Annotated in this window: 16 protein-coding genes; 7 read left to right on the forward strand and 9 right to left on the reverse strand. The window is 69.9% G+C overall.

The window, feature by feature from the left end; all coding sequences use genetic code 11:
* Window positions 1-90: 90 nt before the first annotated feature.
* Together AWC16_RS01365 and mycP are read left to right on the forward strand one after the other, a co-directional pair.
* Window positions 91-1,239, forward strand: coding sequence for an EsaB/YukD family protein (locus tag AWC16_RS01365; RefSeq protein WP_165759144.1), 1,149 nt, complete (start codon window positions 91-93; stop codon window positions 1,237-1,239).
* Between the two features lie 34 nt (window positions 1,240-1,273).
* Window positions 1,274-2,551: a type VII secretion-associated serine protease mycosin gene (gene mycP / locus AWC16_RS01370; protein WP_085263039.1), complete on the forward strand. Its 1,278-nt coding sequence runs from the start codon at window positions 1,274-1,276 to the stop codon at window positions 2,549-2,551.
* On the opposite strand, the gene eccB is transcribed toward mycP, so the two are convergent.
* Window positions 2,502-3,644 carry a type VII secretion protein EccB gene (gene eccB / locus AWC16_RS01375; RefSeq protein ID WP_085263040.1) on the reverse strand — a complete coding sequence of 381 codons (1,143 nt, stop codon included), beginning with the start codon at window positions 3,642-3,644 and terminating at the stop codon, window positions 2,502-2,504. The two genes, mycP and eccB, sit on opposite strands and share 50 nt — an antisense overlap.
* A gap of 108 nt (window positions 3,645-3,752) precedes the next feature.
* Between eccB and AWC16_RS01380 the strand changes: the two genes are divergently transcribed.
* Together AWC16_RS01380 and AWC16_RS01385 are read left to right on the forward strand one after the other, a co-directional pair.
* Window positions 3,753-4,457, forward strand: a complete 705-nt coding sequence (locus AWC16_RS01380) for a cutinase family protein (RefSeq protein ID WP_085263041.1) — start codon at window positions 3,753-3,755, stop codon at window positions 4,455-4,457.
* 56 nt (window positions 4,458-4,513) lie between these two features.
* Window positions 4,514-5,149 (forward strand): cutinase family protein, encoded by a 636-nt coding sequence (locus AWC16_RS01385; RefSeq protein ID WP_085263042.1) that lies wholly within the window; start codon window positions 4,514-4,516, stop codon window positions 5,147-5,149.
* Window positions 5,150-5,247: 98 nt separating this feature from the next.
* Here AWC16_RS01385 and truA read toward each other — a convergent pair whose 3' ends face one another.
* The 8 genes from truA to infA all read right to left on the reverse strand — a co-directional run bounded on the left by truA (window position 5,248) and on the right by infA (window position 9,810).
* Window positions 5,248-6,126 carry a tRNA pseudouridine(38-40) synthase TruA gene (gene truA, locus AWC16_RS01390; RefSeq protein WP_085263043.1) on the reverse strand — a complete coding sequence of 293 codons (879 nt, stop codon included), beginning with the start codon at window positions 6,124-6,126 and terminating at the stop codon, window positions 5,248-5,250.
* Window positions 6,095-6,646, reverse strand: coding sequence for a 50S ribosomal protein L17 (rplQ, locus tag AWC16_RS01395; protein WP_085263044.1), 552 nt, complete (start codon window positions 6,644-6,646; stop codon window positions 6,095-6,097). The genes truA and rplQ overlap by 32 nt, the downstream gene beginning before the upstream one ends.
* 59 nt (window positions 6,647-6,705) lie before the next feature.
* Window positions 6,706-7,749 carry a DNA-directed RNA polymerase subunit alpha gene (locus AWC16_RS01400; RefSeq protein ID WP_085263045.1) on the reverse strand — a complete coding sequence of 348 codons (1,044 nt, stop codon included), beginning with the start codon at window positions 7,747-7,749 and terminating at the stop codon, window positions 6,706-6,708.
* Window positions 7,750-7,821: 72 nt separating this feature from the next.
* Window positions 7,822-8,427: a 30S ribosomal protein S4 gene (gene rpsD / locus AWC16_RS01405; RefSeq protein ID WP_085263046.1), complete on the reverse strand. Its 606-nt coding sequence runs from the start codon at window positions 8,425-8,427 to the stop codon at window positions 7,822-7,824.
* Window positions 8,428-8,451: 24 nt separating this feature from the next.
* The gene (rpsK, locus tag AWC16_RS01410) at window positions 8,452-8,862 is read right to left on the reverse strand and encodes a 30S ribosomal protein S11 (protein WP_085263047.1); all 411 of its coding nucleotides are present in this window, start codon (window positions 8,860-8,862) and stop codon (window positions 8,452-8,454) included.
* A 5-nt stretch (window positions 8,863-8,867) separates the two neighbouring features.
* Window positions 8,868-9,242 (reverse strand): 30S ribosomal protein S13, encoded by a 375-nt coding sequence (gene rpsM / locus AWC16_RS01415; RefSeq protein WP_085263048.1) that lies wholly within the window; start codon window positions 9,240-9,242, stop codon window positions 8,868-8,870.
* Window positions 9,243-9,420: 178 nt separating this feature from the next.
* Window positions 9,421-9,534: a 50S ribosomal protein L36 gene (gene rpmJ / locus AWC16_RS01420; protein WP_003879483.1), complete on the reverse strand. Its 114-nt coding sequence runs from the start codon at window positions 9,532-9,534 to the stop codon at window positions 9,421-9,423.
* Between the two features lie 54 nt (window positions 9,535-9,588).
* Window positions 9,589-9,810, reverse strand: a complete 222-nt coding sequence (gene infA / locus AWC16_RS01425) for a translation initiation factor IF-1 (protein ID WP_003418601.1) — start codon at window positions 9,808-9,810, stop codon at window positions 9,589-9,591.
* A gap of 304 nt (window positions 9,811-10,114) precedes the next feature.
* Between infA and AWC16_RS01430 the strand changes: the two genes are divergently transcribed.
* Genes AWC16_RS01430 through AWC16_RS01440 form a run of 3 tightly spaced genes read left to right on the forward strand, consistent with a single transcriptional unit; the run spans window position 10,115 to window position 12,998 of the window.
* On the forward strand, window positions 10,115-10,609 hold the full coding sequence (locus tag AWC16_RS01430) for an NfeD family protein (protein WP_085263258.1): 495 nt from the start codon (window positions 10,115-10,117) through the stop codon (window positions 10,607-10,609).
* A 21-nt stretch (window positions 10,610-10,630) separates the two neighbouring features.
* Window positions 10,631-12,121, forward strand: coding sequence for a flotillin family protein (locus tag AWC16_RS01435; RefSeq protein WP_085263049.1), 1,491 nt, complete (start codon window positions 10,631-10,633; stop codon window positions 12,119-12,121).
* A 19-nt stretch (window positions 12,122-12,140) separates the two neighbouring features.
* Entirely contained in the window at window positions 12,141-12,998 is an 858-nt protein-coding gene (locus AWC16_RS01440) for an LLM class F420-dependent oxidoreductase (protein ID WP_085263050.1), read from the forward strand.
* Window positions 12,999-13,060 lie beyond the last annotated feature (62 nt).

The raw sequence follows: 13,060 nt of genomic DNA on the forward strand, positions 1-13,060 counted from the left end.
TCCGCCGGCAAGTCAGCTGTGGATCACCGAAAACATGCATCCCGCCGGCGCGGTAGCGTGCGCCCAACCGAGCCGAGAAGGAGCCGCGTCGTGTCGATCACCGAGTCCGGGCTGCGCCGGGTCACGGTTTACACCGACCGCGCGCACGCCGACCTGACACTGCCGGCCGCGGTGCCGGTGGCGGCGCTGATCGTCGGCATCGCCGACTTGGTCCCACACCGCGAATCACTGCGCCCGTACCGCCTGTGCGAGCCCGGAAGATCCGCGCTGGACGGCACGAGAACGCTCGCGCAACACGGCATCCCCGACGGTGCGGTACTGGTGTTGACCCACACCGAAGGCGTGGATCCGGACGTCGTTTTCGACGATCCGGCCGAGCAGGTGGCGGCCGGCGTGCGCGCGGCGGCACGCCCTTGGACCCCGGTGGCGCGCCGGCTCACCGCCGCGCTGGCGGCGTCGGTGCTGGTCGGGGTCGCCGGTTTCGCGGCGGTTCCCGGCGGGCCCGGCCTGCCGAACGCGCTGCTGGGAGTTGCTGCGGCGGGGACGGTGGCCCTGTTGGCTGTTCCCCCCAGCGGCTGCGGCAGCCCGGCACGCATCATGCTGTGCTGCCTGGCCGGGCTGGCGGTGCTGTTCGCCGTCGTCGGCATGGCCGTTGCGGTGACCGGGATTTCGGTGCAGGCCGCCGGGTCGGCCGCCGGCGTTGTCGCGGTCGGACTGATCCGGGTCGCCGGAAGGGTGGCGGCCGGGTTCGCCGGGTTGTCCCGCCGGCCCGATGCGGCTCCCCCGCGGGTGGACTGCGCTCACGACCTGCTGTCCGGGTTGGTGGCCGCATCCGCGGTGATGGTGGTGCTGGGCACTGCGGGTGCGGTCGCAGGGGCGCCGGTTTCCGGGGTGCCCCGCACGGTCGGCGTGGTGTTCGCGGCGGTGGCCGGTGCGACGCTGGTGCTGCGAGCCCGGTCGCACACCGACGGCGTACAGATCGCGATTCTGGTGGCCGGCGGGGTCGCCGCGACGGGGATCGCCCTGCTCGCCGCGGTCAGTGTGGCCCGACCGTGTTCGGCGGCGGTGGCCGTGACGCTGGCCGGGGCGGCGCTCGGCGTCGGGTTCACCGGCGCCCGCTCGCCGGTGGCCCGCCGCGGCGCGGAGGTGCTGGAGGGTCTGGCCCTGGGCTCGCTGGTGCCGCTGGCCTGCTGGCTGTGCGGGGTCTACGGCGTCGCCCGCGGACTGAGCCTGGGCTGAAGCATTGCGCCGCGCCCGCTTCGCAAGGTTGGTGATGGCCGGTGTGGTCGCGATGTCCACGCCGTGTGCGCCTCCGGCAAACGCGGTCGCACCGCCCCCGGTCGACAGCAGCCGGTTGCCCGCCCCGGCACCGGCGGCGCCGTCTCGACCCACGGTGCAGCGTGAGGTGTGCACGGTCCCGTCCTGGGATCCGGACATCACCCCCACCCAGCTCGACGGGCTGGACCTGCCCGCGGTCTGGGCGCTCACCCGAGGGGCGGGCCAGCGTGTCGCGGTGATCGACACCGGCGTCGCTGCGCACCGGAGGCTGCCCGGTCTGGTCGGTGGCGGCGACTACGTGTCCACCGGCAACGGCACCCAGGATTGCGACGGGCACGGCACCCTGGTCGCGGGAATCATCGCGTCCGGACCCGATCCCGCGGCCGACCGATTCGGCGGCCTGGCGCCGCTGGCCACCGTGATCGGCATCCGGCAGTCCAGCGCTCACTTCGCCGCCACCGGCGACGCCCCCGGCGTCGGCGACGTCGACACCCTGGCCAAGGCGGTGCGCACCGCCGCCGACCTGGGCGCGTCGGTGATCAACATCTCGGCGGTGGCCTGCCGGCCGCAGGGTTCCGGCCTCGACGACCGGCCGCTGGGCGCCGCCCTGGCGTATGCGGTCGAGGTGCGCAACAGCGTCGTCGTCGCGGCCGCGGGCAACACCGACGACGGGTGCGACACCGACGGGCCGATGATCATCACCCCGGCCTGGTACGACGACTACGTGCTGACGGTGGGCTCGGTGGATGCCCGCGGCGCTCCGTCGGCATTCACCCGGCCCAGTGCCTGGGTCGACGTGGCCGCGCCGGGCGAGGCGGTGCTGTCGCTGAGCACAGTCGGCGACGCGATGGCCGACACCCTAGGCGGCACGCCGATCTACGGCACCAGCTTCGCCGCACCGGTGGTCAGCGGGTTGGCCGCGCTGATCCGCTCCCGGTACCCGGATTGGACGCCGCGGCAGGTGATGGACCGGATCAAGTCCACCGCCCACCATCCGCCGGGCGGCCGCGACGATTTCGTCGGCGCAGGTGTCATCGATCCGCTGGCGGCGGTCAGCTCCGACACGTCCCCAGCCGATCACCCAAGGACCCTGCCGCCGGCACCACCGCCTCCCACCGCACCGGCACCGCAGCCCGCCGCCGCGCCAGCCGGGTTGCGCACCGCGATCACGGGTACCGCCGCCCTGTTGACGCTGCTGGTGGCGGCCGCGACCGGCCGGGTGGTCACGGCCCGCCGACAACGTCGCGGGTCAGCAGCGCCTGCTCCCGACTGAGCCGAGGTCCGGCCGGCAAGCCGGCCAGCATCGGCCACGGCGCCCCGGCAGCCACGGCGGGCAGGCCCAGGCTGCGAGCCGCGGCATCGTCGCCGACGGTGTACCGCACCCCGGTCTCGGCGATCAGGTAACCGGCCCCGCCGCCCTGACCGGAGACACCGGCGGCCCGCACGTAGGCGCTGCGTCCCGGTGGTAGATAGACCCGGTCCAGGGCCGGGCCCGGCCCGTCGGCCTGGGCCAGCACCGCCGGCTCCGCGCCTGCCGGCAACGGCGGCCCGGCCGACAGCGTGATCCCGGCCGGGTCGCCGGCGCGCCAGTGCGCGCACAGCGTCACCGCAGCCGGTGGTCCAGCGAGGCTCGACGGAGGAGATGCGAAGCTGGGACCGCCGGATGAACCCGGCAGCACCGCGAGGTGATCTCCGAGATCCGGTATCGAGGCTGCCGGGGCTTCCGGGATGGCGTTGAGCAGCAGCCCCGAGAGCCGCCGCGGCGCCTGCAGCACCGGATCGGCGGGGTTGACCGGGATCCGGCGGCCCCGCAGCAGCAGGTAGGCGGCTCCGGACCCGGAGCTGACCGGTACCGCCTCCTGCGGGTCGATGCCGGCAGGTTGCGGCGGGTCGGCCCCGGCGATGAGGGTGGTGCCGGCCGGGTCGTCGCACAGTGACCAGGTCGCCGTCTCCGCCAGTGCCGGGCCGAGCACCCCGGGTGCACCGGGGATACCCAGCGGTGGTCCGCGCCGGGCGCGGCCGATCGCGGCCCCGGTGACCGGCCGCGGGTCGGCGGCACCGGCGATCAGCCGGGCCGAGGCGAGGTTGAACACCGGGTGCATCATCTCGCCGACGCGGACATACAGCGCTCCGGTTGCGCGGTCCAGCACGATCGGTGCGTCACCGAGGCCCGGTTGCGGCCGGACGACGGCCAGCACCACGGCTCCGGCCAGCACCACCGCGCTGAGCAGACAGCCCAGGCCCAGGCCGGCCCGGCCCGGCGCGGGGCCGGCCGACGCGTGCCCGCACCGCAGCGCACGTTCCATCCGGCGGGCCAGGAATCGGTGCACGTTGACCTGCAATTGTGTCGTAGCCCGCCTCGCCATACGCCTCCGTCTCCGTGCCGCCGAGGCTAACCGCCAGACCGGCCCACCCGTGTCCGGCCATCCACAGGGCTGTCGGTATCGAAATCGAGCTTCGGTACCATTTCGGGTATGCGTTTCGTTCAGTTGAGCAGCATGTTTTCCGCGGCGTTGATGGCAGGCGCACTGTTGACCGTCCCGACGGTGGCACCGGGCGTCACCCCGGTGGCGTCGGCCTATGACTGCCCCGACGTGGAGGTCATCTTCGCCCGCGGCACCAGTGAGCCCCCCGGCGTTGGCCGGGTCGGCCGGGCCCTCATCGACTCGCTGCGCCAGCAGACGTCGAAGAAGGTCGACGAGTATGCGGTCAACTACCCGGCCGGCCGGCTGCAGCTCGGGGGCGGTGACGGCGCCAACGACGTGATCCGGCGTGTCAAGGCGGCAGCCGACGTCTGCCCGGACACCCAGTTGGTGCTGGGCGGCTACTCGCAGGGCGCCTCGGTGATCGACATCGTCACCGGCACCCAGGTGGGCGGTATCAGCTGGGGCAGCCAGCTGCCCGCCAACCTCGCCGACCAGGTGGTGGCGGTGGTGGCGTTCGGCAACCCCGCGGTCCGCACCGGCGGGCCGATCAGCCAGCAAAGTGCCCTGTTCGGCTCCAAGGCCCTCGATCTGTGCAACCCGGGTGACCCGATCTGCCACGAGGGTCCCGGCAATGAGTGGACCGACCACACCGACGGCTATATCCCGGCACTGACCAGCCAGGCGGCCAACTTCGTCGCCGGCCGGCTACGGTCTCCCGGACCGGCACCCGAGCCCGAGCCGATGGTGCGCTGAGAGCTCCACCACAACTAGTTAGCTCGTCAACGCTTCTTTGGCTAAAATCTCTCGTTGTGAAGGCATACCGCATCCTGGCGGCAGGCGCCGTCGCCGCAGCGCTGCTGACCAACCCGACCCCGTCGTCGATGCCGACGGCCTCGGCTGAGGGGTGCCCGGACGCCGAGGTGGTATTCGCCCGGGGCACCAGCGAGCCACCGGGTCTGGGCCGGGTGGGCGACGCGTTGGTCAGCTCACTGCGCGGGCGGACTTCTCGGTCGATCGGCGCCTACGCGGTGAACTACCCGGCCAGCTATGACTTCGGCCGGGCGGCCGATGGCGCCAACGACGCCAGTGGTCACGTCATGTGGATGGTGGAGAACTGCCCGGGCACCCGCCTGATCCTCGGGGGTTACTCGCAGGGTGCGGCGATCATCGACATCGTGGCGGCGGCACCGGTGCCCGGCTTCGGCTTCACCGCGCCGTTGCCGCCCGAGGCCGCCGACCATATTGCGGCGATCGCGGTGTTCGGCAACCCGTCGAACAAGATCGGGCAACCGCTGACCAACAGCCCCGTGTACGGATTCAAGACCATCGACCTGTGCACCGACGGCGACCCGGTGTGCTCGCCCGGGCGGATGTTCTCGGCGCACTCGGGCTACACCCCCGGTATGACCAACCAGGCTGCTTCGTTCGTCGCCGGGCTGCTGTAGCTGTCCTTTTTCGCCGCGAGCGAGCGTGTTTGCACGCCGACACGCCGTTGCAGCTGTGCAACTGCGCACGCTCGCGCCCGAGAATTCCCCCGAAATACCTAGCGCGTGCGCAGATCCCGGGTGATGACGGTGCGCGCCCCCAGCTGATCGTCCGGCGGGTAGTCGACCCCGACCAGGGTCAGGCCGCGCGCCGGCGCGGCGGTGAAGTCGCTGGACCGGCGGGTGGCGCTCAGCAGATCGGCGCACCAAGCGGCGTCGCGCCGGTGCTCCCCGACCGCCAGTATCGCCCCGACCAGGGACCGCACCATCGACCAGCAGAACGCGTCGGCGGTCACGTAGGCCGTGATCAGGTCACCTTCGCGCACCCACTCAAAGCGCTGCAGGTCGCGGATCGTGGTCGCGCCCTCACGATGACGACAGAAGGCAGCGAAGTCATGCAGCCCCACCAGGTTTCGTGATGCCTCGGCCATCGCGCCGACGTCCAGCGGACGCGACCACGCGGTGACGTAACGAGCCGACTGGGGCAACACCCCGTAGGGCGCTGTCGACAACCGGTAGGTGTAATGGCGCCGCAGCGCGGAGAACCGGGCGTCGAAGTCCGCAACCGTCCGCTGCACCCGCAGCACCCGGACGTCGACCGGCAGGAAGCGCGCCAATCGCCTTGTCAGCGCCAGGAATTCCGGCTCACCGTCACGCCGGGTCCGCGAGTAGGCGTACTTGAGCACCGGAACCGGAACATCGACGTGGGCCACCTGTCCGGTGGCGTGCACGCCGGTGTCGGTGCGCCCGGCCGCGAACAACCGCACCGGGGTGCGGAACACCGTCGTCAGCGCCTCGTCGAGGACCCCGGCAACCGTACGCTGTCCGGCCTGAACCGCCCAGCCGGCGAATTCGGTGCCGTCGTAGGCGATGTCGAGCCGAAGCCGGATGACTTCGGCGTGGCCGTCAGGACTCGTCGGTGCCCTCTTCGGCGGCATCGGGAGTGGCCTCAACGGCGTCGGTGCTCTCAGCCGCCTCGGCTGCCGGCTCCTCAACCTTCTCCGCCTCGACCTCGGCGGGCTTCTCAGCCTTGGCTGCCTTGGCGGCCTTCTCGGCCTTGGCCGCCGCGCGGCGAGCCCGGTCGGCCTCGTTGGTCACCGTCTTCTCCCGGACCAGCTCGATCACGGCCATCGGGGCGTTGTCACCCTGACGCGGCTCGACCTTGATGATGCGGGTGTAGCCGCCGTTGCGGTCCGCGAAGTGCGGGGCGATCTCGGCGAACAGCGAGTGCACCACGTCCTTGTCGCGGATCTTCTTGAGCACCTCGCGCCGGTTGTGCAGCGAACCCTTCTTGGCGTGGGTGATCAGCTTCTCGGCGTACGGCCGCAATGCCCGCGCCTTCGGCTCGGTGGTCTTGATCCGGCCGTGGGTGAACAGCGACGTGGCCAGGTTGGCCAGAAGCGCCTGCTGGTGCGAGGACGACCCGCCGAGGCGGGGACCCTTGGTGGGCTTGGGCATTGCGACTTCTCCTAAATGGGGCCGGCCCCCGTATCAGGTAGGACCGGGACGGAATTCTTCTACAGCTGTTCGGTTTCGGCGTAGTCCTGCTCGTCGTATCCGGCGTCGGCCGACCAGGTGCCGGTGGCAACGTCGTAACCCGCAACCTGCGACGGGTCGAAGCTGGCCGGGCTGTCCTTGAGCGACAGGCCGAGCTGGTGCAGCTTCACCTTGACCTCGTCGATGGACTTCTGACCGAAGTTGCGGATGTCGAGCAGGTCGGACTCGGTGCGGGCGACCAGCTCGCCGACGGTGTGCACACCCTCACGCTTGAGGCAGTTGTAGGACCGCACGGTCAGATCCAGGTCGTCGATCGGCAGCGCGAACGACGCGATGTGGTCCGCTTCGGCCGGCGACGGCCCGATCTCGATGCCCTCGGCTTCGACGTTGAGTTCCCGTGCCAGACCGAACAACTCGACCAGGGTCTTGCCCGCGGAGGCCAGCGCGTCCCGGGGGCTGACGGAGTTCTTGGTCTCCACGTCCAGCACCAGCTTGTCGAAGTCGGTGCGCTGCTCGACACGGGTGGCCTCGACCTTGTAGGTCACCTTGAGCACCGGCGAGTAGATCGAGTCGACCGGAATGCGCCCGATCTCGGCACCCGACACCTTGTTCTGCACGGCCGGAACGTAACCGCGGCCACGCTCGACGATCAGCTCGACCTCGAGCTTGCCCTTGTCGTTCAGGGTGGCGATGTGCATGTCGGGGTTGTGCACCGTCACACCCGCCGGCGGCACGATGTCACCGGCGGTGACCACACCCGGACCCTGCTTGCGCAGGTACATGGTGACCGGCTCGTCCTCCTCGGAGGAGACCACCAGGCCCTTGAGGTTCAAGATGATGTCGGTGACATCCTCCTTGACGCCGGGGACCGTGGTGAACTCGTGCAGCACACCGTCGATGCGGATGCTGGTGACAGCGGCGCCGGGGATCGATGACAGCAGGGTGCGCCGAAGCGAGTTGCCCAGGGTGTAACCGAATCCCGGCTCCAACGGTTCGATGACGAACTGGGACCGGTTGTCGGCCACGACCTCTTCGGACAGGGTCGGACGCTGCGAGATCAGCATGGTGTTCTTTCTCCTTCTGGCACCCGCTATTTGATGCCTTTTGGGGGTTCTCGGGGACGGGCCCCGAGCGGGTTACTTCGAGTAGAACTCGACGATCAGCTGCTCGGTGAGCGGTACGTCGATCTGGGCACGCTCCGGCAGCTGGTGGACCAGAATGCGCTGGCGCTCCCCGACCACCTGCAACCAACCCGGGATCGGGCGGTCCCCCGCGGTCTCCCGAGAGATCTGGAACGGCACCGTGTTGATCGACTTGTCCTTGACGTCGATGATGTCGTACTGCGACACCTGGTAGCTGGGCACGTCGACCTTCACACCGTTGACGGTGAAGTGGCCGTGGCTGACCAGCTGTCGGGCCATCCGGCGGGTGCGGGCCAGGCCGGCGCGGTAGACCACGTTGTCCAGCCGGGTCTCCAGGATTCGCAGCAACTCGTCGCCGGTCTTGCCTTCGCGACGCACGGCTTCCTCGTAGTAGCGACGGAACTGCTTCTCCATCACGCCGTAGGTGAAGCGCGCCTTCTGCTTCTCCTGCAGCTGCAGCCGGTATTCGCTTTCCTTGATCCGCGCGCGGCCGTGCTGGCCGGGCGGATAGGGCCGCTTCTCGAATGCCTGGTCACCACCGATGAGGTCGACGCCCAGCCGGCGGGACTTACGGGTGGCGGGTCCGGTGTAACGAGCCATGTTGTTTCTCCTCCTCGAACCCGACTAGACCCGGCGCCGCTTGGGCGGACGGCAACCGTTGTGCGGCTGCGGCGTGACGTCGGAGATGGCACCGACCTCCAGGCCGGCGGCCTGCAACGAACGTATGGCGGTCTCACGGCCCGAGCCCGGGCCCTTCACGAACACGTCGACCTTCTTGACACCGTGCTCCTGCGCCTTGCGGGCGGCGTTCTCGGCGGCCAGCTGCGCAGCGAACGGGGTGGACTTACGCGAGCCCTTGAAGCCGACGTGGCCCGACGACGCCCAGGCGATGACGTTGCCCTGCGGGTCGGTAATCGTCACGATGGTGTTGTTGAAGGTGCTCTTGATGTGTGCGGCACCATGCGGGATGTTCTTCTTTTCCCGCCGCCGGGTCTTGTGCCCCTTCTTGGGCCCGGTCACTTTCTTCGGTGGCATGACGATTACCTGGCCTTCTTCTTACCGGCGATGGTGCGCTTCGGGCCCTTACGGGTGCGCGCGTTGGTCTTGGTCCGCTGGCCGCGCACCGGCAGGCCGCGGCGATGCCGCAGGCCCTGGTAGCAGCCGATTTCGATCTTGCGACGGATGTCGGCCTGCACCTCGCGGCGCAGGTCGCCCTCAACCTTCAGGTTGCGCTCGATGTAGTCACGCAACTGGGTGAGCTGGTCGTCGGTGAGGTCCTTGGTGCGCTGGTCCTTGTCGATACCGGTCGCGGCCAGGATTTCGTTGGAACGGGTACGGCCGATGCCGAAGATATAGGTCAGCGCGATCTCCATGCGCTTATCGCGCGGCAAATCGACGCCCACTAGTCGTGCCATGGGTGGCATTCCCTCTTTCGTAGCGGAGGTGTTGGTCCCAGCCCGTTCCCGGCCCAAACAGCTCCGGGGCCCGGCCTCCGATCCGGGCGTGTGTGAGCCGGCCCATCTCTAAAGATGCCAGCCGTTCACTGGTACTGGGAGGTCTGCATTCAGTTGTGGTCTGCGGTGCTGCCGGGGACTAGCCCTGGCGCTGCTTGTGGCGGGGGTCCGAGCAGATCACCATGACCCGGCCGTGCCGACGGATCACCCTGCACTTGTCGCAGATCGGCTTGACGCTGGGGTTCACCTTCACGGCGCTGTGGTCCTGTTCTAATCGCTGGTTGACGTACTGCGGCGGTGCTTGAAGCTACTTGTACCGGTAGACGATGCGTCCCCGGGACAGGTCGTAGGGAGACAACTCCACGACCACCCGGTCTTCGGGCAGGATTCGGATGTAGTGCTGCCGCATCTTGCCGCTGATGTGGGCGAGCACCTTGTGGCCGTTCTCCAACTCAATGCGAAACATCGCATTGGGCAGGGGTTCGACCACTCGACCCTCGACCTCGATGGCACCGTCTTTCTTGGCCATTACTCTCCGGCGATCCTCCGTGTCTGACTTACCCTTGTCGCGTGTGCATGCGCCCGCCCGGCGCAGCATCGACTACGACTGCAAAACGTGAGCCGGTGACAGGAAATTCCAGGTAGATCGCCAAGAATCTCAGACTGGGCACGCAAGAGTCGACGCGGACGCCGCACCGTCGACCTACGATACCCGCATCCGCCTCACACGCCAAAAGCGCGCGCATTCGCACGCAGCCGCGGCATGCGAGGATGGCCTCACAACCGGTGAAGTGGCCGTCGGGCGGTCGCCGTTCGATCTGGCAGGAGGCGTCGTGACGGCTGTGTACCTGGCGGCGTTCACCGTCGGTGCGATCGCGCTGCTCACGGCCCTGCTGCTGACCGATATCGAACACGACGGGATGCCATTCCTGAGCCTGACCGGGTTGGCCGCCGCCCTGGTCGGAACGGGTGCCGGCGGCTTGGTGGGCACCTGGGCCGGCTTCGGCGCCGTGCCCACGGGTGCGCTCGGGCTCGGCACCGGGGTCACCCTGGCCGGCATCCTGCACGGCGTGGCGCTGCCCTACCTGCGCCGACAGGAATCCAACTCACAGCATGGCCGGTCGGCCTACGTCGGCCTGCTGGGAACGGTGACTCTCGACGTGCCGCCGGGCGGGTGGGGCGAGGTCGCGTTCACCGACCCCGACGGCAACCGGGTCCGGGCCCGCGCGATCAGCCCGGAGCCGCAGACCCTTGCCAAGGCCACCCGCGTCTACATCGCCGATGTCGACGCCGACTACCTGCACGTCGTCGCAGTACCCGCTCAGTAACGCAGCTGGAGAGGCAGGCTCATGTCCCTTGTCCCGATCGTGGCCATCATCGCCGTCGCAGCACTGTTGCTGCTGGTCGGGCTGCCGATGATCTACGTCAAGAACTACATCAAGGTCCCACCGAACGAGGTCGCGGTGTTCACCGGGCGCGGTCAGCCGAAAGTGGTGCGCGGCGGGGCCCGGTTCCGGATGCCGGGTATCGAACGGGTCGACATCATGTCGCTCGAGCCGTTCAACGTCAGCATCAACCTGCAGAACGCGCTGTCCAACAACGGGGTGCCGGTCAACGTGGAGGCCGTGGGCCTGGTCCGGATCGGCTCGGCCGATGAGGCGGTGCAGACGGCGGTGCAGCGCTTCCTGACCTCCGACCTGGACGGGCTGCAGCGCCAGATCAACGACATCCTGGCCGGCAGCCTGCGCGGCATCACCGCGACCATGACCGTCGAGGATCTCAACTCCAACCGCGACACGCTGGCCCGCAGCGTGGTCGAGGAAGCCGGTACCGACCTGGCCCGCATCGGCATGGAGGTCGACGTCATCAAGATCGCCGGCATCTCCGACCGCAACGGCTATCTCGAATCGCTGGGTCAGCGCCGCATCGCCGAGGTGAAACGGGACGCCACGGTCGGCACCGCCGAGGCCGAGCGGGACGCCCAGATCCGGTCTGCCAAGGCCCGTCAGGAGGGGGCGGTCGCCCAGGCCGAAGCCGACACCGCGATCGCCGCCGCCAACCAGAAGCGCGATGTCGAGCTGGCCCGGCTACGTGCCCAGACCGAGGCCGAGAACGCCCAGGCCGACCAGGCCGGCCCCTTGGCGCACGCCCGTGCCGAGAAGGATGTCGGGATCGCCGTCGAGCAGGCGGAGGCCGCCCGGGTGCAGGCCCGCATCGAGGTGGAGCAGCGGCGCGCCGAGCAGGCCCAGGCCGCTCTGCAGGCCGACGTGATCGCCCCGGCCGAGGCCCAACGGCAGGCCGACATCGCCCGCGCCGAGGGCCAGCGGCAGTCCGCGATCCTGGCCGCTCAGGCCCAGGCGGAGGCGGCCCGGCAAGCCGGTGAAGCCCAGGCCGACGCGCGCAAGGCGGCCGCCGACGCCCTGCGGGTGGAACGCCAGGCCGAGGCCGACGGCGCCAGGGCGAGCCTGGTCGCCGAGGCCGAGGGCACCAAGGCCAAGCTGCTTGCCGAGGCCGAGGGCAAGAAGGAGATCGCCAACGCCCTCAACAGCTACAGCGCCGAGGCGGCCCGGATGCTGATGCTCCCCGACGTGCTGGCCTCGGTGGTGCAGGCCACCCAGGCCGCAGCCGCACCGCTGTCGGACATCGAGCGGCTCTCGATCGTCGGCGGCGCCGGCGATGCCCAGGAGGCAATCGGCGGTCTACTGGGTATCAGTCCATTGGGCATTGCCAAGGTGCTGGAGACGCTGAAGACGTCCGGGGTGGACGTGGCGGCCATGCTGCGCCCGGATTCCACCGAACCCCCGCCGGCACCCAACTCGCATCCGCTGCCCACCGAGTAACCAGAGCAGAGGAAGTCAAATGTCGGACACGCTCGCACTCAAACCCGACCTGAGCCGCTACGGGGTGTGGACCGGCGGCTCCCCCACGCCTGCGCAGGCCGCCGAGATCGAACGGCTCGGCTACGGCGCGATCTGGGTGGGCGGCTCGCCGGCCGCTGAACTGGCGTTTGTCGAACCGCTGTTGGAGGCGACGTCGACGCTGCAGGTGGCGACGGGGATCGTCAACGTCTGGTCGGCGGCGGCGCAACCGGTCGCGGAGTCCTACCACCGCATCGAGGCCGCCTACCCGGGCCGGTTCCTGCTCGGTATCGGCGTCGGCCACCCCGAGGCCAACACCGAGTACCGCAGCCCGTATGCGGCCCTGACGGACTACCTCGACGCCCTGGATGAGGCCGGGGTACCGACCAGCCGCCGGGTGCTGGCGGCACTGGGGCCCAAGGTGCTGGAGCTGTCGGCGGAGCGCAGCGCGGGGGCGCACCCCTATCTGACCACCCCCGAGCACACCGCGACCGCCCGCGAACTGATTGGCCCGTCGGTGTTCCTGGCGCCTGAACACAAGGTGGTGCTCTCCACCGATGCCGCCGCGGCCCGCGAGACCGGGCGTGAGGCGGTCGGCTTCTACCTGCGGCTGTCCAACTACGTCAACAACTGGCGGCGGCTGGGCTTCAGCGACCGCGACGTGCGCGCGCCCGGCAGTGATCGGTTGATCGACGCGGTCGTGGCCCACGGCACCCCGGAGGCCGTCGCCGCCCGGCTGGGCGAACATCTGGAGGCCGGAGCGGACCAGGTGACGATCCAGGTTCTGGGTGGTTGGAAGAAGCTGCTGCCGACGCTGACGGAGCTGGCCGGGCCGCTGGGGTTGACGCCTCAGGACTGAGCGCGAGTGGGGATCTCACGACACGACACGCGAGGTTGGCGTCGTGGATTTCCCGCCGGCGA

Source organism: Mycolicibacter longobardus, from assembly GCF_002102265.1.
Taxonomy (GTDB): Bacteria; Actinomycetota; Actinomycetes; order Mycobacteriales; family Mycobacteriaceae; genus Mycobacterium; species Mycobacterium longobardum.